The sequence below is a fragment of the Pantoea sp. genome, assembly GCF_032114055.1.
Lineage (GTDB): Bacteria > Pseudomonadota > Gammaproteobacteria > Enterobacterales > Enterobacteriaceae > Pantoea.
Genome location: NZ_DAMCTB010000006.1, coordinates 112,621 through 133,346 on the forward strand (window position 1 = coordinate 112,621; position 20,726 = coordinate 133,346).

Genomic DNA, 20,726 nt, shown 5'->3' on the forward strand with positions numbered 1-20,726 from the left:
ACCCAGAGTACGTGAGGATTGTGAGCACTGCCCGGGGCCGGCATGGCAAATAAAATAGCCTGACGGGTCTGGCGGTTAGCGACCGCCGCGGATTAACCCCCCCAGACCACGCCGCTCCATAAACGCTGAAACCAGATGGCGGACTTCCGTGGCGGTATGGGCATGCATCCCCTGTTCGCTGAGCGTCTGCGCCTCTTCATAATCCAGATGACGCAGCAGATATTTTACGCGCGGAACATTTCTGCCGTTCATGCTGAGGTGGTGATAACCCAGACCGACCAGCAGAGCGACACACATCGGATCGCCCGCCATTTCACCACACAGGCACAATTCCAGATTAGCCAGACGGGCTTCCTGCGCGATGGCATTCAGCGCGCGCAGCATCGCCGGATGCAGCGAATCATAGAGATTGGCGACGCGCGTATTATTGCGGTCCACTGCCAGCAGATACTGTGTCAGGTCGTTGGTGCCGACTGAAATGAAATCGACCCGCGCAGCCAGATGCGGGATCATAAACAGCATCGACGGCACTTCGATCATGATACCGATGCGCGGCGTGGGGATGGCGTAACCCAGCATCTCTTCCACTTCACGTCCGGCGCGATCGATTAGCTGTTTTGCATCGTCGATCTCATCGATATGACTGATCATGGGCAGCAGGATACTGAGGTTGCCGGAGGCGGCGTTGGCACGCAGCATCGCGCGCACCTGCACCAGAAAAATTTCCGGCTGGTCGAGTGTCAGGCGGATGCCGCGCCAGCCCAGGCAGGGATTCTCTTCACTGATCGGCATGTAAGGCAGCTGTTTGTCTGCCCCGACATCAAGGGTACGCAGCGTGACCGGCTTATCGTGAAACAGCTGCAACATGCCCTGATACTGCGCGACCTGCTCCTCTTCTGAAGGAAAGCCGTTCTGCAGCATAAAGGGAATTTCAGTGCGGTAAAGGCCGATGCCATCCACCCAGCTGCCCAGCGCCTGCTCATGTTCCGGGCTTAATCCGGCATTCAGCATGACCTGCACGCGCTCGCCACTTTTCAGCTCACCTGGCTGGTCGACAACCCCTTCCGCCATTTTGCTCAGCGCATTCTCTTCGCTGATCAGTCGCTGATACTCCTGCACCAGCACCGGCTCGGGATCGATCAGCAGCTCGCCGCGATAGCCATCGACGATCAGCAGGCGCTTATTGAGCTGATGAGGCTGAATGTCCGCCCCCATTACCGTCGGGATGCCCATGGCGCGTGTTAAAATCGCGGCGTGCGAGTTGGCCGCACCATCGCGCACGACGACGCCCGCCAGCCGCTCCTGCGGCAGCTCCGCCAGGGTGGTGGCGGTCAGCTCATCGGCCACCAGCACAAAACGCTCCGGCCAGGCGTTGGTGCCGACCAGCGTATCATCAAGATGAAACAGCAGGCGCTGGCCCAGTACCCGCAGGTCGCCTGCGCGTTCACGCAGATAGCTGTCACTCAGGCTGGCGAACTGCTTAGCAAACTTCCCGATCACCTGTTTTACCGCCCACTCGGCGACGGATCCGCGCTCGATCTCCGCGAACAGATCCTTTTTCAGCCGGGCATCCGTTAACAGGTGAGAGTAGAGATCGAAGATGGCCGCGCTCTCTTTCTGGGCGCTGGCGCTGAAACGTTTGCTGAAGCGACGAAATTCATTGGCTGCTTCGCTCATGGCGAGCGACAGACGTTCGCGCTCACGCTGTACATCCAGCGTTGAGGCGGCCGAAACCTGGTCGAGCAGGGGCTGAGTCTCATCGACCCAGCCTGGCGCCACGGCAACGCCCGGCGCTGCCGCAATGGCGCGCACCCGCGTCTGCCGGAACTGACCAAATAACTGTCCCATCTGAGACTGTGACAGGAGTGTCGCCATCTGCGTGGCCAGGGTGACCAGAAATGACTCTTCGCTTTCATCAAACTGACGGTGTTCGCGCTGCTGCACCACCAGTACGCCAAGCAGCTGGCGACGACTGATAATAGGAACGCCGAGGAAGGAGCGATACTGCTCCTCTTTCACTGAGGGAATATATTTAAAGCTGGGGTGACTCTGCGCATCAGCCAGGTTGATCGGCTCGGCCAGACGGCCCACTAAACCGACAATCCCTTCATCAAACGCCAGCGTCACCGTGCGACCACGCGGCTTTTTAAGTCCGCGCGTCGCCATCAGGTAATAGCAGCGACGATCGTGGTCGGCGAGGTAAACGGAACAGACTTCCGTTTCCATCGCCAGACAGATCTCATTGACCAGAATGTCGAGTGCTTCATTGAGACGCGGCGCACTCGCCACTTTTTCTACAATTTCGCGCAACTGAGTGAGCATAAAGGGCGTGGCCTATCCTCTCTTACGTCGATGGGCAGAATTGTTTCGCTGCCCCGCACTCTCCTGCATAGTCATTACCACGCCAGCGAATTCCTTCATCACCCGACGGTAAACGTCGCGCTTGAAGGAGACAACCTGACGCACCGGATACCAGAAACTGACCCAGCGCCAGCCGTCAAACTCCGGCGTGCTGCTGTGCTGCACGTTGATATCCGCGTCATTACACATTAACTGCAAGAGAAACCACTTCTGTTTCTGGCCGATACATACCGGCTTTGTGTCCCAACGCACCAAACGTTTTGGCAACTTGTAACGCAACCAGTTACGGGTAGAAGCAAGTATACGTACATCCTTCCGGTGTAATCCGACCTCTTCGAACAGTTCACGATACATCGCCTGTTCTGCGGTTTCACCGGGATTGATGCCTCCCTGAGGAAATTGCCAGGAGTGCTGTCCAAAACGCCTGGCCCATAATACTTGTCCCTGCCGGTTACAGATCACGATACCAACATTCGGGCGGTAGCCATCATCATCGATCACCGGACTACCTCAAAACAAAAATTTGAATGCGCTGATTGTTTCACACTCCTTACAGGCGGTAAACCACTGGATTCATGAGGGGTTGAGCGCTGTTTTCCGGGATAACTCACAGAAAAGCGGAAAGTTATAAACAAAAAACGCCAAAAAAATCGATCTTATTCACTATTTCTGTGGATAGCTTTGTGTAGAACGCGGGAGTTAACTGAATAACCTGGCTGTATGACGTTAAAGAGTCCTCGTACAGACCCGCAATATCTTTATGATTATATTGATATTAAATCCGCAACGCCCATCAGCACACTTTTTATAATCAGCGAATAATTTTGCGCCAGCTGACAAAAGACTAAAATTTAACCACTGGCTTTTTTATCCACAGATAATTGCTCACAGCCAGGTCAGAACGATGAAAATATGCGCAGAAGGGAAAAAGTCAAGGCTGTAAATGGAACCAGTACCCTGCATAAACGGGTGTTATCCCATTTTTCTGTGGATAACCGGACTGGAGATCCTGTTCATTGTTGCGGGTAAACCGGGATAACCCGGACGACCTGTGGATGAACGCAGGCAGCCATAGTAAAAAAAGCATGATCTATCATGTTATTATCGATCCTCGTAGCGGTTTATTATTGTCAGGCGCTCTGCCTGTCCACTTCTGTATGATTTTTAACCACCCTAAGTGAGCAACATGCGTAACCAGCCCGGACCACCCCAAGATGAAGCCAGCCTGCTGGCACGCGCCCAGGATTTAGCCGGATTCACTCTGGAGACGCTGGCTGCGCGCGCGGGCCTGCCGATGCCTGCCGATCTGAAACGCGATAAAGGCTGGGTCGGTATGCTGCTGGAGTGGCACCTTGGCGCCAGCGCCGGCAGCAAAGCGGAACAGGATTTTGCGCATCTCGGCATCGAACTGAAAACCATTCCGATTGATGCGCAGGGTAAACCGCTGGAAACCACCTTTGTCTGCGTCGCCCCGCTGACCGGCAACAGTGGTGTCACCTGGCTTACCAGTCATGTCCGCCATAAGCTGGCCCGTGTACTGTGGATCCCGGTAGAAGGCGAACGGACCATCCCGCTGCGGGAACGGCGTGTCGGCGCGCCGCTGCTGTGGAGCCCGGACGAGAAAGAAGATGAGATGCTGCGCCAGGACTGGGAAGAGCTGATGGATATGATCGTGCTGGGACGCGTCGAGCAGATCACGGCACGACACGGCGCCTGGCTGCAGATCCGTCCTAAAGCCGCCAACAGTAAAGCGCTGACCGAAGGGATCGGCGACCAGGGCCAGCCGATCCTGACCCTGCCGCGTGGGTTCTACCTCAAAAAGAGTTTCACCGGCCCGCTGCTGGCGCGCCATTTTCTTCTCTGAACCGCCTTCCACACCAACAGGGCCGCAATTTTGCGGGAGATCGGCCAACCGAATGCGTATAATCGCCGTTTACTTTTCGTTTAGGATTGAATGTCGGTATGTTTGAGTGGATTTCTGATCCCAACGCCTGGCTGGCGCTGGGTACCCTGACCATCCTTGAGGTGGTGCTGGGTATTGATAACATCATTTTCCTGTCACTGGTGGTCGCGAAACTGCCAAAACATCAGCAAGCCAGCGCACGCCGCATCGGTCTGATGGGCGCAATGTTAATGCGTCTGGGTCTGCTGGCTTCGATTGCGTGGGTCGCGCGTCTGACTAACCCGCTCTTTACGCTGATGGATCACCCCTTCTCTGCGCGCGATCTGATCCTGCTGTTCGGTGGCCTGTTCCTGCTGTGGAAATCGAGTATGGAGATCCATGAGACGATCGAGGGCAGCGAAGGCGAACACAACACCCGCGTACATTCTTTCCTGGGCGCGATTGTGCAGATCATGATGCTCGACATCATTTTCAGCCTTGACTCCGTTATCACCGCTATCGGCCTCTCCGATCATCTGTTCATTATGATGGCGGCGGTCGTGATTGCCGTGATGATGATGATGTTCGCCGCGCGCGCCATTGGCGAGTTCGTCGATCGCCATCCGTCTGTCAAAATGCTGGCGCTCTCTTTCCTGATTCTGGTCGGTTTTACCCTGATTCTGGAGAGTTTTGCGGTGCACGTACCAAAAGGTTACATTTATTTCGCCATGTTCTTCTCAATGGCGGTTGAGTGCCTTAATCTGATGCGCAGTAAGAAAAAGCACGCCTGAGAAAGTCAAGGGCGAGCCTGCTCGCCCGGTTATTTTCAGATTCCTTCGATTAACCCCGCCGGCAAAACCATTTATTACTACACTTTTTGCAATTGACGATTTGTGAGGATAAGGCGTGATGAGAGGGTTGGCTGGCGCAGCACTGATAGTAATGACCGCAGCATGTTTGAGTGGCTGCAGTTCTGATTATGTTATGGCGACCAAAGATGGCCGGATGATCATGACTGAAGGCAAACCCAGCATCGATAAAGAGACGGGCCTGGTGGAATACACCGATCAGACGGGCCACGCGGTACAGATTAACAGCGACGAGGTCTCAACGATCATTGAACGTTAAGTGCCTGATTTAACCACCTGTCATCGATTCCCCGCTGACAGGTGATTTCCCCGACTTTTCCCCCTTCCTTCCCCGCTGTTGCTCGCGCTATAGTCCCTGAGGACACAACATTCCGTTCCATAAAGAAAAGGACGCTGGCAATGCACTATCATCGTATTCCCCACAGCACGCTGGAAGTGAGTCAGCTGGGACTGGGCACTATGACGTTTGGCGAACAGAACAGCGAAGCCGACGCGCATGCTCAGCTGGATTTGGCTATCCGTTCCGGCATCAACCTGATTGATACTGCCGAAATGTATCCGGTGCCACCGCGCCCGGAAACTCAGGGTCTGACTGAACGCTATATTGGCAGCTGGCTTAAAGCGCGTGGCTGCCGCGATAAAATCATTCTGGCCAGCAAAGTCGCCGGGCCAACGCGCGGCAGCGATGCCTCCATTCGTCCGGATATGGCGCTGGATCGTAAAAATATCCGCGCCGCGCTCGACGCCAGCCTGAAACGTCTGAATACCGACTATCTGGATCTTTACCAGCTGCACTGGCCGCAGCGTCAGACTAACTTTTTTGGCAAGCTCGGCTATCAATACAGCGAAACCACTGCGCAGGTCACGCTGCTGGAAACGCTGGAAGCACTTACCGAACAGGTGCGCGCCGGTAAAATTCGCTATATCGGGGTGTCGAACGAAACCGCGTGGGGCGTTATGCGCTACCTGCAGCTGGCGGAGAAACATGAGCTGCCGCGTATCGTCAGCATCCAGAACCCCTACAGCCTGCTGAACCGCAGCTTTGAGGTGGGTCTGGCCGAGATCAGCCAGCATGAAGGGGTTGAGCTGCTCGCCTATTCCAGCCTGGCCTTTGGCACACTGAGCGGCAAATATCTTAATGGCGCACAGCCTGCGGGCGCGCGTAATACGCTGTTCAGCCGCTTTACCCGCTACAGCGGCGAGCAGTCCCAGCAGGCGATTGCCGAATATGTGGCCCTGGCACAGCAGCATCAGATCGATCCGTCGCAGATGGCGCTTGCTTATGTGCGACAGCAGCCGTTTGTGGCCAGCACGCTGCTGGGTGCCACCACGCCTGAGCAGCTGCAGATGAATATCGACAGTTTTAATCTGACCTTAAACGCAGAGATCCTGGAAGGTATTGAGGCGATCCACCGCCGTTATACCTATCCGGCGCCCTGATCGTGCCTGCCGGCTACCGCCATGGTAGCTGGCTTCTTTACAGGTCACGGCAGTAGAGCCTGACCGGCTTGTCAGGATACTCCAGCGCTTCTCCCTGCGGCAGCCAGCCAAACCGTTCGTAGTAGCCTGTAAAGGTGGACCATAACCACAATCGCGGATAGCCCTGTTCCTGTGCCCATGCAATGACATGCTGCTGCAGCGCCTCACTCACGCCTTTGCCCCGTGCCACGTCATCCACATAGAGAGCTGCCAGCCAGGGAAAGAGATCCTGACGGCTGATAAGGTCGCAGCGCCAGAAGCCGACGGTGCCAATCGGCCTGCCCGCCTCGATCGCGACAAACGTAATCGGAAATTCAGCACCGTTCAGGCTGCTGTTGACGACGCTTGCAAAAAACGCCCGGCTGCTGGCGTCACCAAATGCGCGCCACTGCCAGTCAGTTATCTGATCGGCAAACTGCGGGACTTCGCTAAGCGAAACGATCTTCATCACATTCACATCCTTTAAAGGCATCACTGTCCGGATAACGATATCGCTGTAACCCGCGCCAGAAAAGGCAATCTTTTCAGTCTCCGGACGCAAACGTGAAAGCGCCCGCTAAAGCAGAGCGGGCGTGTCTGAGGTGGCACAGAGGCGGCACGCTGGCCACTGGGGGAGATTAGCCGATTTCCAGTGCCAGCAATGACTGGATTGTCTGCGCACGGCGGATTTCGCGCGGCTGGCCCTGCTCAAACAGCACTTCAGGGATCAGCGGACGGCTGTTGTAGTTTGAGGACATTGAGGCGCCATAAGCTCCGGTGTCATGGAACACCAGATAATCGCCCACCTTTGCCGCCGGAAGCGCGCGTGGCTCGACCATGCCGCCTTCCAGCTGGGTGAAGACATCGCCCGATTCGCACAGTGGGCCTGCCACCACCGTATCGACAGTCTGCTGCTCATCAATCGCCCGTTCATCGCCCGTCATCAGCGAAATATGGTGATAGCTGCCGTACATTGAAGGACGCATCAGGTCACTGAAACCGGCGTCGACCAGCACGAAGTGACGGCTGCCCATCGACTTCACCGCCCGCACCTGCGATACCAGCACACCCGCCTCGGCCACCAGGAAGCGGCCCGGTTCGATCTCCAGCTTGATTGGGTGACCCAGATGCTGCGCAATGCGCTGCCGCGCCGCATCCCAGAGTCCGAAGTAGTGCGCGGTATCGATCGCCTCTTCGCCATAACGGTACGGCACAGAGAGGCCACCGCCTGCGGAGATGGCCGTCAGATCCTGACCTGATGCCATCACCAGTTCCACCATCGCATCGCACACCTGCTGCAGATGCCCATAGTCCACGCCTGAACCGATGTGTACATGAATGCCCACCAGCTTCAGACCATGCTGCGCAATCGCGGTCAGCGCCTCTTGCAGGTCGCCGTGCCAGATGCCGTGCTTGCTGTTTTCACCGCCGGTATTGGTTTTCTGGCTGTGACCGTGACCAAAGCCAGGATTAACCCGCAGCCACACCGCATGTCCCGGCGACACCGCGCCCAGCTGATGCAGCATATCGATCGATCCGGCATTCACCGGCACCTTCAGCGCCGCGACCCGTTCCAGCGTCGGCTGGTCAAACAGATCGGCGGTAAAGACAATTTCATCACCACCGGGCTGATAACCGGCGGCCAGCGCACGCTCGATCTCGCCCAGAGAGACTGAATCCACCTTTACGCCTGCCGCGCGCATCAGGCGCAGAATATGGGTATTCGAGCAGGCTTTCTGCGCGAAGCGCACCACATCAAACGCCTGCAGCTGGGCAATTCGCGCCTGAATAATCTGCGCATCGTAAGCCCAGAAAGGCCCGGCATAACGGCGTGCCAGTGGCAGCAGGTGCGCGGCGTTGAGCGCGGTTTCGGTATTCTGTAAAGGACGTGGCATAGCAATTCTCCTGTGGCGATACCCGCATTAAGCCAGAAACATGCCATAGCGAAAAATATCTGTTTTAATAGCATCTATGCAGAATGGATATAGACGGCGACTGTGGCAAACATAAACTGGCGGCATATTGAGGTCTTTCACGCGGTAATGACCAGCGGCAACCTGACCCAGGCGGCCACACTCCTGCACACGTCGCAGCCGACGGTCAGCCGGGAGCTGGCCCGTCTGGAGCAGCAGCTGGGACTGGCGCTGTTCGCCCGGGTGCGCGGTCGCCTGCAGCCTACGGTGCAGGGCCTGCGACTGTTTGAAGAGGTGCAGCGATCCTGGTATGGGCTGGACCGCATCATGGAGGCTGCAGAGGGGCTGCGCCAGTTTCGCCAGGGTGAGCTGTCGATCGCCTGCCTGCCCGTATTTTCGCAGTCACTACTGCCGCCGCTGTGTCAGCCTTTTTTACAGCGCTACCCGGATGTCAGCCTCAACGTCATTCCGCAGGAGTCGCCGCTGCTGGAAGAGTGGCTCTCCGCGCAGCGTTACGACATCGGCTTAACCGAGACGCAGCACGCCCCGGCCGGAACGGATCGCCTTGCCCTGCTGACCTGCGATGAGGTGTGTGTGTTGCCGCAGCATCATCCCCTCTGTGAGCGTGACGAGCTGACGCCACACGATTTTGCGGGCGAACAGTATGTCAGCCTGTCGCGCAGCGACAGCTATCGCCAGCTGCTGGATACGCTGTTTCAGGAACAGGGCGTCGAACGACGGCTGGTGATGGAGACGCACAGCGCGGCCTCTGTGTGCGCAATGGTCAGAGCGGGCGTAGGAATTTCGATCGTCAATCCGCTGACGGCGCTGGATTACGCTGACAGCGGTGTAGTGATGCGTAAGTTCAGCGTGGCGGTGCCGTTTACCGTCAGTCTGGTCAGGCCGTGTCACCGCCCCGCCTCGGCGCTGGTAGACGCTTTTGTCACTCACCTGCAGCAGCAGGTGAGTGACTTTCCGGCCCGTATCGCCGCACGCCTGACTTAAGCGCGGACGCTGGCGGTCGCACGATCCGATTTACGGAAGGTGAACAGGCAGATCAGCAGGCCGATAACGGCCAGCGCAGCCGCGGCAACCGGCACCGCCGTCAGGCCAAATCCTTCGCCAATCACGGCGCCGCCTACCCAGGCACCCAGCGCATTACCGACGTTAAATGCCGAAATGTTCAGGGTAGACACCAGATTAGGCGCCTCTTTCCCATGACGCACCACGTTGATTTGCAGACCGGGCACGGTAGCAAAGGTGGCCATCGCCCACAGGAACAGCGTAATCTCGGCCAGCCACAACGCTTGACTGGTCCAGCTGAACAGCAGCGAGAAGATGGCGATCAGGGAGAAGCTGAGGATCAGGCTGAAGGAGACTTTCCGGTCGGCCAGCCGGCCGCCGAGAATATTGCCGACCGTCAGGCCCGCGCCAATCAGGAACAGCGTCCAGCTTACCCCACGACCGCTGATGCCGGTTACCTCTGTCAGCAGCGGCGCAATGTAGCTGAACAGCGCGAACATCGCCGCAGCAAAAAACACCGTCATCAGCAGGGAGAGCCACAGTTTGCCGTTAGCCAGCGCGCCAATTTCACTCGCCAGGTGAACCGGTTTTTCCTGTCTGTTCTGCGGCAGACTCACGATCAGGGCGATAAATGCCAGTACACCAATTATTGCCACGCCCCAGAAGGTCGCGCGCCAGCCAAACATCTGTCCGAAGCTGGTACCCAGCGGCACGCCGAGCACGTTGGCTAAGGTAAGTCCGGTAAACATCAGCGCCACGGCGGAGGCCTGACGATCGGCTGGTACCAGACTGGCTGCGACCACCGCGCCGATACCAAAGAACGCACCGTGACAGAGCGCGGTAACGATCCGCGCCAGCATCAACAGATGATAGTTATAAGCCAGCGCGCACAGCAGGTTGCCGATGATGAAGATGACCATTAGCAGAATCAGCGTTTTTTTGCGCGGCAGCCGCGCGGTCAGCAGCGCCATAATCGGCGCACCGATCGCCACGCCCAGCGCATAGCCGCTGATCAGCCACCCCGCCGACGGAATCGACACCTGAAGGTCGCGCGCTACCTCCGGCAGCAGCCCCATAATAACAAACTCCGTGGTTCCGATGGCGAACGCACTCAGCGCCAGCGCCAGTAATGCTACAGGCATACCCCTCTCCCGGTCTTATTTGCAGGTGAACCGCGCTGTCGCGCAGTGCCACGACGCGCAATATTTGATCTGCGTCACACGATGTATTACAGCATAGCCCCGGCGCGCGACATAGCCTGCCCGTCGCAAAGGATTATTGCCTGCGCCGCAATAATCATGCTGACCCGCTGCCACCCGGCGCATTGCCCGGCTGGCTGGACCTGGTTGTGATTTTCCGGTAAGCGTTTACGCTTTTTAGTGCGGAACTTATTAATTAATCTGCAACCTTGCCGATATATCTCTTAGTAAATGCCAGCTGATGGTATCCGCTTATGACGCAGGGAGAGAGAATGCAACGACTTATAGCCTTGCTGGTTTTTGGCTTAACGGGGTGTTCAGTCGGTCATTATGAGTACAGTCGGGAAGCCGAAAAACGGGTAGATATGACGGTGACCGGTATTCCTACCATACTGGGATTAGGCACGCTTGGCACCACGATCCCGCTGACACCCGAATACAGCCTGACTGCCGCGCACGTCGCGAAATTTTCGCTCTACCGGGTCAAAGCCTGGCATCCGGAATGCGATCTGGCGGTGGTCTACCATAAAAACAGCGAAATGAATCTGCCCCCCAGCTTCCGCAACAGCCATATCGGTGACCAGGTGAATCTCTACGGCTACAGTTTTATTTCCGCAATGCCGGTCAGCTCCAGTGGACAGAACCTGATCAATACCACACTGGCGAACAGCTGGAATAAACCTGCGTGCGTCGTGGTCGCGGCGAATGCGGGGGTGGTAAAGGGCATGTCGGGCGGCGCGGTGTATAACGCTTCGGATGATACGCTGGCAGGTGTGATTATTGGCTACAGCAATAACATCGATGACAACGCGACCGGCAAAACGCTTTATAAAAATGTGGCGCTTTATGTGCCCTACGCGCGTTTCGAAACCTGGCTGCATCAGGCGATTAAATCCTGACATTGATGCATCCTGAGCAGCCGGTTGAATCAGAACGACCCGTTGTATCAGATTTCGGTCACGATAAGCGTGGCTGAAGCCGTGAAGTCACCGGTTGCAATATTGCTGGCAGGTATCGACGGGTTTTTTAACAGGCTGAAGACCAGATTAGCGACATCTGAGCCTCCCGCTGGCACGTTCATGATGAAAGCGGAACTGGAGTGTATGGGAACGCCATCTTTACTCATGCTGACGCCCAATGCCGGGTTACTGGTGACCATCTGGGAAGGTGACCAGGAGACAGGTGTCATATTCAGCGTCACCAGAAAATTATGCGCGCTGCCGCCTGTACAATTCAGTGTAAAGCTTTTGGTTTTGTCATAGATACCGCCAGCCTGAGTGGAGATTTCAGCGCGTTCAATCTCACCAAAAGCGACATCAATACTCGGGGTTGTTGCGCTACAGGTATCCGCCGCCACGCGATTGATGGGCACAGAACATCTGACGGTATTCATGGGAACGCCGTAATCCAGTCCCAGATATACCATGTCGTGGTGTAGTTAACTACGGTAATACTCAGACAAAGATTGGCATAATCCCAGTAGGTTGTCTGATCGAAAGCACTTGCTGGCGAAAAAGTGCCGCGAAGCCTGTTCACCCCGTCCAGAAACAGTTTTGAGGCGTTGCCCCACGTCCTAAGGCTGACATTTTGCACACCTAAAGGTTTTTGATAAATAATACCACTTGCTAATTCGCAACTGGTATCAGAAGTACAACTTGCCAGATACAGATAAAGGTAACTGCCACCCACATGGTAAGACAATGGCAGAGGAATTGTCACACCATCATGCGCATCTGAAGTTTTCGTCAGTACAAAATTCTGATTTTTTCCGCACTTACCCTCGTGTCCCCCATTCGGCCCATAACAGGTCAGAGTGAAATCATAGGCGCTGGCACTGGTGCTCCACAGCCAGATTAAAAAAACGGCCATCACTATTTTCTGCAAAAACAAGCACGCTAACTTTATTAACTTCATGATCACTTTCTCTCGCTGAACTTATTACATTCCTGTCAGAAATGGCTATCCGGATACAGATTCAGCCTGGCTGAGCCAGAAGGTCGATAGCCACTGACATGGCTGATGCGATAACCCGCCTGCTATTCATAATTAAGCGTGAAGTTCGCTACTGCATTAAATGGCCCTCTGACAATAGTGCGATTTTTTAAAGCCGTTGGTTTAGCCTGTACATAGCCTTTTAATATCAGTTCGGTGGTGCCTGACGTCAGCCTGAACGCTGGCGTGGCTTTTTTAAAAGGAATTGCCGTCCCCTCTATGGTTTCCAGACCGATTGCAATGCCGCTCGCTGTACCTGATACGGCTAACATATCGGTCAGCTCGCTGTCCGTGGAGCCGCTAAACGTCAGGGAGACTGTCGAACCCAGTGATAAATCGCAGTCAAGTAACCGCACGGTAAATGGCTGGCTGTGAATTCGCTGATTGATATAAAGATATTTATCAATAATGGTTCCAAAATCGAGTTCAATGCTTTCCGTCGCAGGGTCAAGCACGCAGGGTTCAGCAACAAGATTCCCCGAAAATGTCAGGTTATCTGTCACAGCAGCCGATTTGCCCTGAAAAAAGAGCGTTAAAAACAGGAGCAGAACTGGCACTGTTTTTTTTAATCTGTTTTGAAAAAGTACCCATCTATTTTTTACCATTATTCATACTCCGCCAGCAGTGTCGCTGTTGCGCTGAAAACACCTTCGGTCAATGCCTGCCCCGAGGTAACGGGAACAGCCTGCAGTACAGGAGGATGATGATAATCAATGATGAAAGGCTGATTAATTACGATAGCGGAGCCATTTTGCAAAACCTTAATACCCAGGCCACTGACATTAGTGGTAATTGCACCTGTGTTATAGAGCGTCTGAGTGCCTTTAATAGTCATCTTTAACGTCGCCGCGTCATCAGGACTTTCACATTCAAGCTGATAATCGATGGGTTGGATGTAACGCTGGCCATCCACTTTTTTCACACCAACATTACCAAAAGCAACCTCAATGATCTTATCGTTGCTGATATGACAGGGCTTGCGCTTCAATGTACCGTGAAGCGTTACCTTGAGCGTATCGCCTTTCTCAACGGCGCAGGCGAAGGAAGGAAATAAAAGCTGCAGGGCTGCCAAAGTCAGCAGCTTCAGGCTTAATAGCGTTTGCAGAGGGACTTTCATCGTTATTAATCCTTAATTATAGGCCACTTCCAGCGTTGCGGAGGCCGTAAACTCTTGTCCGTTAACCAAAGAGGCGCCTGCTTTTTTTACTATCACCAGATCGAGTTGCGGGGGTGAGGCGGCGTCAATTGTAAACCAGGTATTCGGTCTGACCTGTTTATTGTTCTGACGCAGTTCAATACCCAGACCTTTATTATCTGTTTTTAGCAGTGTCCAGTTAAAAATCGCTGAGGTTCCTACCCACCGCATCTGGATACTTTTCCCGTTCGCATCACCTTCACATTTTAATGTGTAAGGCAGCGTCCTCTTATAGTTATCGCCGGTAATTTCATCGATCCAGACCTCACCAAACTCGATATTAATCTCTTTGTCACTGTTGAACGTACAGGCAGCATTAGCCACTACCGTCCCCGTTATATTAATGGCAAGGGGATCCACATTAATGGCGCTGTTCGCATAAAAAGGCTGAAACGCAAGATAACTTAAAATAATGAAAAGTATTTTCATGAATCCAGACAGGCCAAAGCATTTCAGACAATGTGCGCTGGTTTTTACCGGCATAATCGTAGCCTCAGTCGTCGTTCAGGCGAAAATAAGTGACGCACTGCGATTGCCCAAACGGATATCACGCAAGCGGCTCTCCTGCATAGCGCATGCGAGGTCGGATCCTCTGACGTGCAGAGGAGTATTCGTCATGGCGGGTGCCAGAAAAGCCGCATAAATAACAGCCTGCCGCTTGTCCGGTACTTCCCGGTTGATGGAAGCATTCAGACGTCCGCCAGCAGGTACCTGTGAGCCTCTCTTCCTGCTTTCCAGGCGTTGCCGCATGCGAGCATCAGCCATCTTTATATTCACCCACTCTGCACTCTGCGCCGCTGCAGCGAAAAACCAGCTTTGGCCGTCCGCCATAATCATTGATAAAAGAAAGCTCTGGTGCGTTGCCCAATTTCTCAGCACTGACAGGCATCACTATGCTGCTTTGTGGCGCTATCATTACAGGCTTCATTTCAGCAATGTCTTTGTTAGCAACACTGACAGTCGCAATGGTAAAGAAATAGGGTGTAGGGTTGTTTACCCGGTATTTTCCCCCTTCCCGCGTCAGCGTGATGTTATCCTTCCATATATTTATCATTTCCACCGAATTTTTCATCAGGGCGTGAGGACGGTAAAACATTTTTATCCGCGTCTGCAGGGCAATCTGCAGGGTATTTGGCTTGTTACTTTTCGGTGGAATCTCACGCAGGTTAAAGTAAAAGAGCGTTTCTTTATCCTGCTTCAGCAGGTTTACGCCACCCACCGACTGAATTTTTAACTGACTTTTCGCTGAAGGCTCAATACGCTGCAAGGGTGGCAGCAGAATAAACGGGGAGTCAATTTTCTTCCCTTCCGCATCTTCTATCCATCCCTGTGCCAGATAAGGCAGCTCTTTATTTTTATTTGTGATGCTTACGCTCATTGATTTATTGCCGCCATCATAGACGATGCGTGTACGATCCAGTGCGATGGCAGCATTGGCCTGATGCATAAACGCCGTCCCGACAAACAGGCTGATAAAAAAAGAGGATACAAGTTTACATTTCATTCCAAACCTCACTCAATAATGCCAGAGGAAATCTCATTCCCGACGACTGTTTCACAGGGTAAAAGCAAAGCGTTAGTTAAAGAAGGCAAAGGTCTGGGCAAAACAATATTGCATTGTTCTTTCCCGTCCCACTTAACGTTCATTTTTTCACCCGCATTGATTCCGGTTAACCAGACACTGCCATCTTCATTAACAATACCGGTCTGGTAACCATGACTGTTTTCAATAATCGCGCCCAAAGGAGGAGATTTCCCATCTGAGAGCCTGACAATAGCCATTGCTTTTTCACCCGCAATAACACCCATTTTTCTGTAGCCAATTGCACCTTCTGTCAGCGAACTTTGTACCACTGAACGTGTTGCATCGACATTATCAGCCAGCCTGTCAAGATCGATGCGAACAGTGCTACGGTAATAATTATTTAAATCGCCAATTACCCCTTTACCCGCGAAATTACTGTGGCTCACCCCGCCATTACCGACGAGCGGAACGCCAGACACGCCGTCTGTGTCGATCATCATCCGGGTGCCTCCCAGTGTCGTAACACGGTGCAATGCCACGCCTTTTGCCGTCGCTGTAACCCCGCCCTGCAATGACAATCCGACCGCACTGTAATGACTGTCGTTATAGCTGGCAGTTGCCGTTACACTGCTTAAGTCGCCATCGCGTGTATAAAAACCGCCCGCGCCAGCTCTGCCATCAGAACCGATACTCGCACTGATCTGATAATTACTGTTGTTATCGATTCTCTGACTGTAATTAATATTATGAGAATCACGGCCTTTAAAGTATTGGTTACTGTAACTGACTGAAGCGTTATTTCCCCAGGGAACACTCAGCATCATATAAGCGCCGTCATCATGCGTACCGTTGTAGACTGAACGGTACGCAGTGACGTTTACGCTAAGATTCTTCAAGCGCATAAAATCAAAATACTTCGCCAGCGAGAACGTGTAGTTATCGTTTTCTGGCCGATCCCAATAGGTCTGATGACTGTAGTTTAAATAACTGCTCAGGCCTGCCGATTCAAATTGCTTATTTAAGGTTACGGTATAGAGTTCTTTACCCTGGCCAATATTGGTGCCCAGATAACGTAATTCCAGATACTGGGACATGCTGAGATAGTCTCGTTCTGAAAAGCGATAGCCGGCAAAAGTCACCTGACTGTTCAACTCCTCAAAACGCTTGGAATAACTCATTCTGTAAGATTCGCCTGCTTTACTGCTTCGGTCAGGAAAACGGGCGCGCGACTGCGTCACGTCAACTGAGAGTGCGCCAAGCGCCAGTAAGTCCCGCCCAATTCCCAGAGAGAGTGCATTGTAATTACCGCCCAGGATTGAGCCGCCATAGAGTGACCAGCCGTTATTGATACCCCATGAAAATTCACTACTCGCGAATCCCGGGCCACGGGTCTGCCGTAAATAATCAGATGGCTGGCCAATGGCCATTTTGTACCGTACAAGACCAGGCCGCGTCAGATAAGGGATATTGGACGTGTTGATCTGAAACGTACGAACAGTGCCGTCCTGCTCTTTAATCTGGACGTCTAACGTACCGGAGACGGCTGAACTTAAATCCTGTATGCGAAACGGGCCTGCGGCAACCTGAGTTTCATAAATGACCCGCCCCTCCTGCCTGACTGTCACTTTTGCATCTGTTTTGGCTACACCGCTGACTTCAGGCGCATAGCCACGCAGATTAGGCGGCAGCATACCGTCATCTGAAATCAGGCTGGCACCCATAAACCGAAAACTATCGAAGATATCAGAAAAGAAGTAGTTCTCACCCAGTGTCAGTCTGGCGCCCAGATCGCCAAGAGCACGATACATATAGTACCGGCTCATTCTCAGGCTATGCTGCGACGGTTTTCCAGACCCGGTGCGATGGTTATAATTTCCCTGCCAGTCACCACGTAATCGCCAGGGTCCGGCATTGATACCGACCACACCATTGCCGCTGAGATCCTGTTCGTTTGTATTGTTTTCACCATGCGTTTTGTTGAGTGCGTTCAGGCTATAGTCAAAAATCCCGCCAGCGATGCCCTGATCCCAGCGCGAAGGTGGATCCCAGCTGTCAGAAATGTATTCGATATAAACCTGCGGAATAGAAATATCCAGCGCGTTTTCAGCCAGATTTCCTTTTGCCTGCGCGCCAGGTAACGAAGCGAGGTCAACACATTGTCCGCCCCTTTGCCAGGCTAACTGTTTTTCCGCACTCTTTTTCAGGCCGATCTGCTCTGCAATCGCCGCAGTGATGCAGGGTTCACTGCCACTGGGATCATCCTCGGGAGCCTTAAATTCCACATCAATTTCATTTAACTGGTGATGGTTTACACGTAGCACCATGTGATATTTTCCTGGCATCAGATAGCCTGCCCGTGAAAAATGGCTCAGATCAATATGCTGACGATCCCGGACATCCAGCACGTCAGTGTTAAACTGAATATCCTGTTCGCTTAAAGACTCTGCTGCTTCGACATTAAAATTACTGCCTAAAACGAACAGTGCACTGATAAATAAAGGGTGAACTTTACTGTTTGCTTTTTGCAACTCTGTTTTTTTACGCTTTACATTCATCAGTAATAATCCATTTTAAACGAATGGTAATCTGAACAATCCCTGGTCAGAATTATCATCTGCTACCAATCGAAAATTAAATTAAAGAATCATACTGCCGGGTTCGGGATCCTGGTAAAAAATCATCTTTCGTGCTCTGACAGATTCCCTGTACTGCTGGATATCTGACTCGCATTATCTTCTTCTGGTATGCAAAAAAATCTGTTGGTTATAATTTCATTAAAATTCTTCAGACGGCGCATCCGTTAGCTGTATGACAGCTGTATCAAATACCTGATAACACCATTCTGAATGATTTTCACGTTTCCAGCTCATCATGGGTTACTGCGGTTAACGGAAGAGTTAAATGCTTTGACGTTTATAACGCCTGTTAATACCAATAATCCTGCTAAAATCCATGATCTGTCTGCAGACTGAACATGCCCCCTGTTCAGCGTCACTGGCAGACGAATAAACCAGAATGACTAAAAATCCCGCTGACAAGAAATATTTTCTTTTCACTGGTCACCGGATAACCGATGCGCATATTGCACGTTAAAAAAGCAGGCGACTTAACGCCTGCTTGCAAGGGTCAGATTTTACTCGTAGGCCAGCGTAAAGTTAGCGACGCTGGTGAACTGACCTGCAATGATAGGGTTCTGCGTATTATCAGCAGCCCCCTGCAGGTAGGCAGCATATTGCAGAGTAGCACTTTGCAGAGTATCGCTAGTGGACGCATTGTTGAACGTGAAAGGCGTGCTGGCCATGCCCAGCTTAATAGGTTTTTTGCCATCATCAGTGATAGCAATCCCTGCGCCTGAAGCCGTACCGCTCAGCGCCAGTAATGAAGAGGTAGAATCAAAACTTGCGGCTTTACCGGTAAAAGTCGCCGTGACCGTTTTTTTGGCCAGCGAAGAGACATCACAGTCCTGCAGTTTAATTGAGAAAGCTACCGGAGAAGATGATTTACCGCCTTTCAGCGTTGAACTTGTCACCTGACCCAGGTCAACGGTCTGCTCAACGGAGTCAGCAGAGATTGAGCAAGGCGCTTCAATAATTTCGCCTTTGAAGTTAACCACGCCGTGGCCCTGGTCGGCTGCAAATACGGTGCCGCTTGCCAGGGTCATACCCATAATCATCGCCAGTTTAATCTTTTTCATTTCTCTCATCCTTAAAGTAAATTCTGCCATTTGATAAAGCAGAGATTGCCACATAAAAAACTGACCCATTAATAATGGGTCGCTTTTTTATAGTTAATACTAAGATAAAGGCCCCCTGCCTTTATCGTCATACGGACGTGCTTATGACGGACGTATTTATACCTTCAGCCCGTGAAAAAATGAAACAGCATGTGAATAGGAATTATCCAGACAGGATGGCTCTGATAAGCCATTTTCATTGTCAAACTGGAATGAACAGGCGTCACTCTATTATTTCCGCCCTTTTAAACGTTAAGGATTTATTAAATCCGGCCAGGATAATTTAGGATATTTCCTGGGGTTTGATGCGCACAGAACGGGGTGGCAGGATAGACTCAACGTTACAGGTATCAGTAGGAAAGCTGTTCTGTTCCCAAAATGGACTGTGCTTCAGTGCGGATAAGAATGATTAACGCGCTGCATCAGGCTTATTCTGACCTCGCATCTCACATTAAGACGATAAAGGATGAAACATTTGCGTTTCTGTCTGCAGGGCTAACCCGGAGGGAAAACGCTGCGATTAGTGCCTTTGAGTGTTACTGAATGCTAATCGTTCCGTTCAGCCCGCTAAATAGCGGCAGCCCCTTCCCGATATCAATGATGTGAAGCCTGACAGCCTGAACCCGCTCATTAAGCTCTTCAGAATATCTTTTCCGCAGTCTGTCTCATTTTATGCTTCGCGACAGAAATAGCGCGTGAAGGCATCACAGGAAAGGCGAAAAGAGGTTGTCAGCCAGGCCCGGATAATGAAAAGGACGTAAACAGAGAGTGAAGTTCCTGTTTATCACGTTATGAGGGACAATAAATCAGCAATGAAAACGGGAGGGTTATTCTGAATGTACCAGGCTTTCATTCTGACTGATGTTGCAGGCGCAATCGATGATGTTAAGAAGTTTCTGGCAGTCCTGACCAGGCTTCGCCGTGGTTTTTCTTTGCAGATAAAAGATACCGACCGGCTGAACGCAGGATAATCCCCCCGTTGTCCAGCCGGATCTTTCAAAAAACTAACGAATTTACGCAATACCGGACTCACCATGCAGGCTGTCTTTATCGCTGTAAAAGTAGGTTACGGTTTTATAAAAATCCAGACTATTTTTGCATTGCCATTTTGACATAATTTTCCTTTTCAGATAGCTGACATTCTTCTCTGTGCACTGAAAATAACGGGCAATTTTTTTATTAGATATGCCTCTGAATACCATATAGCAGTAGCGCCTTTCTTTAGCAGTCAGGCAGAGCTGGTGACGGATATTTACCCAGCCCGAATGCGAACCTGAAATGGCAACATCATGAAGTAAAGCCGCCATTGTCGCTATACTGACACTGGCGGGCACCATTTTTATCTGTTCCATGCCTGCAAAGATGCTCAGTGTTTCGTATCGATTCTCAGGGACAATAGCAATACTGTGTTTTTTTAATGCTTTATATCTGCCATCAATATTCATCAACTCAATGAGGCTAACCTGCCTGATTAGTATGCTCTTATTACTGATTGAAAAATCAGCCTTCATAATCTCTCTTAATCCGTTTATTAAATAGATATCATTATCCAGAATAAAGATTTCGCTATTCATTA

20 protein-coding genes are annotated in these 20,726 nt (G+C 52.3%); 6 read left to right on the forward strand and 14 right to left on the reverse strand.

Annotation, left to right across the window (positions count from 1 at the left end; genetic code table 11):
- Window positions 1-75: 75 nt before the first annotated feature.
- Window positions 76-2,322 (reverse strand): phosphoenolpyruvate--protein phosphotransferase, encoded by a 2,247-nt coding sequence (gene ptsP, locus RT657_RS12165; protein WP_313654755.1) that lies wholly within the window; start codon window positions 2,320-2,322, stop codon window positions 76-78.
- A 12-nt stretch (window positions 2,323-2,334) separates the two neighbouring features.
- The gene (gene rppH, locus RT657_RS12170; protein WP_313654756.1) at window positions 2,335-2,862 is read right to left on the reverse strand and encodes an RNA pyrophosphohydrolase; all 528 of its coding nucleotides are present in this window, start codon (window positions 2,860-2,862) and stop codon (window positions 2,335-2,337) included.
- Window positions 2,863-3,547: 685 nt separating this feature from the next.
- Here rppH and mutH point away from each other — a divergent pair.
- From mutH to RT657_RS12190, 4 genes are all read left to right on the forward strand, one after another.
- The gene (gene mutH / locus RT657_RS12175) at window positions 3,548-4,225 is read left to right on the forward strand and encodes a DNA mismatch repair endonuclease MutH (RefSeq protein WP_313654757.1); all 678 of its coding nucleotides are present in this window, start codon (window positions 3,548-3,550) and stop codon (window positions 4,223-4,225) included.
- A 98-nt stretch (window positions 4,226-4,323) separates the two neighbouring features.
- Complete coding sequence (locus tag RT657_RS12180; RefSeq protein WP_128083953.1) at window positions 4,324-5,034, forward strand: TerC family protein; 711 nt, start codon at window positions 4,324-4,326, stop codon at window positions 5,032-5,034.
- Window positions 5,035-5,152: 118 nt separating this feature from the next.
- Window positions 5,153-5,371: a YgdI/YgdR family lipoprotein gene (locus tag RT657_RS12185; protein ID WP_111141762.1), complete on the forward strand. Its 219-nt coding sequence runs from the start codon at window positions 5,153-5,155 to the stop codon at window positions 5,369-5,371.
- Window positions 5,372-5,511: 140 nt separating this feature from the next.
- Window positions 5,512-6,552: an NADP(H)-dependent aldo-keto reductase gene (locus RT657_RS12190; protein WP_313654758.1), complete on the forward strand. Its 1,041-nt coding sequence runs from the start codon at window positions 5,512-5,514 to the stop codon at window positions 6,550-6,552.
- A gap of 37 nt (window positions 6,553-6,589) precedes the next feature.
- On the opposite strand, the gene RT657_RS12195 is transcribed toward RT657_RS12190, so the two are convergent.
- Window positions 6,590-7,042: a GNAT family N-acetyltransferase gene (locus tag RT657_RS12195; RefSeq protein WP_313654759.1), complete on the reverse strand. Its 453-nt coding sequence runs from the start codon at window positions 7,040-7,042 to the stop codon at window positions 6,590-6,592.
- A gap of 166 nt (window positions 7,043-7,208) precedes the next feature.
- On the reverse strand, window positions 7,209-8,465 hold the full coding sequence (gene lysA, locus RT657_RS12200; protein ID WP_313654760.1) for a diaminopimelate decarboxylase: 1,257 nt from the start codon (window positions 8,463-8,465) through the stop codon (window positions 7,209-7,211).
- Between the two features lie 102 nt (window positions 8,466-8,567).
- Here lysA and RT657_RS12205 point away from each other — a divergent pair, with 102 nt between their 5' ends.
- Entirely contained in the window at window positions 8,568-9,488 is a 921-nt protein-coding gene (locus tag RT657_RS12205; protein ID WP_313654761.1) for a LysR family transcriptional regulator, read from the forward strand.
- On the opposite strand, the gene RT657_RS12210 is transcribed toward RT657_RS12205, so the two are convergent.
- The gene (locus tag RT657_RS12210; protein WP_313654763.1) at window positions 9,485-10,648 is read right to left on the reverse strand and encodes an MFS transporter; all 1,164 of its coding nucleotides are present in this window, start codon (window positions 10,646-10,648) and stop codon (window positions 9,485-9,487) included. The genes RT657_RS12205 and RT657_RS12210 overlap by 4 nt on opposite strands.
- A 329-nt stretch (window positions 10,649-10,977) precedes the next feature.
- On the opposite strand from RT657_RS12210, the gene RT657_RS12215 reads away from it, so the two are divergent.
- Window positions 10,978-11,604 (forward strand): serine protease, encoded by a 627-nt coding sequence (locus RT657_RS12215; protein ID WP_313654764.1) that lies wholly within the window; start codon window positions 10,978-10,980, stop codon window positions 11,602-11,604.
- Window positions 11,605-11,651: 47 nt separating this feature from the next.
- On the opposite strand, the gene RT657_RS12220 is transcribed toward RT657_RS12215, so the two are convergent.
- The 9 genes from RT657_RS12220 to RT657_RS12260 all read right to left on the reverse strand — a co-directional run bounded on the left by RT657_RS12220 (window position 11,652) and on the right by RT657_RS12260 (window position 20,724).
- Window positions 11,652-12,098, reverse strand: coding sequence for a fimbrial protein (locus tag RT657_RS12220; protein ID WP_313654766.1), 447 nt, complete (start codon window positions 12,096-12,098; stop codon window positions 11,652-11,654).
- A complete protein-coding gene (locus RT657_RS12225) occupies window positions 12,095-12,619 on the reverse strand; it encodes a hypothetical protein (RefSeq protein WP_313654768.1) in 525 nt (174 codons plus the stop codon). Before RT657_RS12225 ends, RT657_RS12220 begins: the two co-directional genes overlap by 4 nt.
- A 122-nt stretch (window positions 12,620-12,741) precedes the next feature.
- Window positions 12,742-13,302: a fimbrial protein gene (locus RT657_RS12230; RefSeq protein WP_313654770.1), complete on the reverse strand. Its 561-nt coding sequence runs from the start codon at window positions 13,300-13,302 to the stop codon at window positions 12,742-12,744.
- Window positions 13,302-13,814, reverse strand: a complete 513-nt coding sequence (locus RT657_RS12235; RefSeq protein ID WP_313654772.1) for a fimbrial protein — start codon at window positions 13,812-13,814, stop codon at window positions 13,302-13,304. The genes RT657_RS12230 and RT657_RS12235 overlap by 1 nt, the downstream gene beginning before the upstream one ends.
- Window positions 13,815-13,826: 12 nt before the next feature.
- Window positions 13,827-14,375 carry a fimbrial protein gene (locus RT657_RS12240; protein WP_313654773.1) on the reverse strand — a complete coding sequence of 183 codons (549 nt, stop codon included), beginning with the start codon at window positions 14,373-14,375 and terminating at the stop codon, window positions 13,827-13,829.
- Between the two features lie 274 nt (window positions 14,376-14,649).
- Window positions 14,650-15,396 carry a fimbria/pilus periplasmic chaperone gene (locus RT657_RS12245; RefSeq protein ID WP_409520997.1) on the reverse strand — a complete coding sequence of 249 codons (747 nt, stop codon included), beginning with the start codon at window positions 15,394-15,396 and terminating at the stop codon, window positions 14,650-14,652.
- An 8-nt stretch (window positions 15,397-15,404) separates the two neighbouring features.
- On the reverse strand, window positions 15,405-17,972 hold the full coding sequence (locus RT657_RS12250) for an outer membrane usher protein (protein WP_313654775.1): 2,568 nt from the start codon (window positions 17,970-17,972) through the stop codon (window positions 15,405-15,407).
- 578 nt (window positions 17,973-18,550) lie between these two features.
- A complete protein-coding gene (locus tag RT657_RS12255) occupies window positions 18,551-19,111 on the reverse strand; it encodes a fimbrial protein (RefSeq protein ID WP_313654776.1) in 561 nt (186 codons plus the stop codon).
- A 1,052-nt stretch (window positions 19,112-20,163) separates the two neighbouring features.
- Window positions 20,164-20,724 (reverse strand): LuxR C-terminal-related transcriptional regulator, encoded by a 561-nt coding sequence (locus RT657_RS12260; RefSeq protein ID WP_313654777.1) that lies wholly within the window; start codon window positions 20,722-20,724, stop codon window positions 20,164-20,166.
- Window positions 20,725-20,726: the final 2 nt, after the last annotated feature.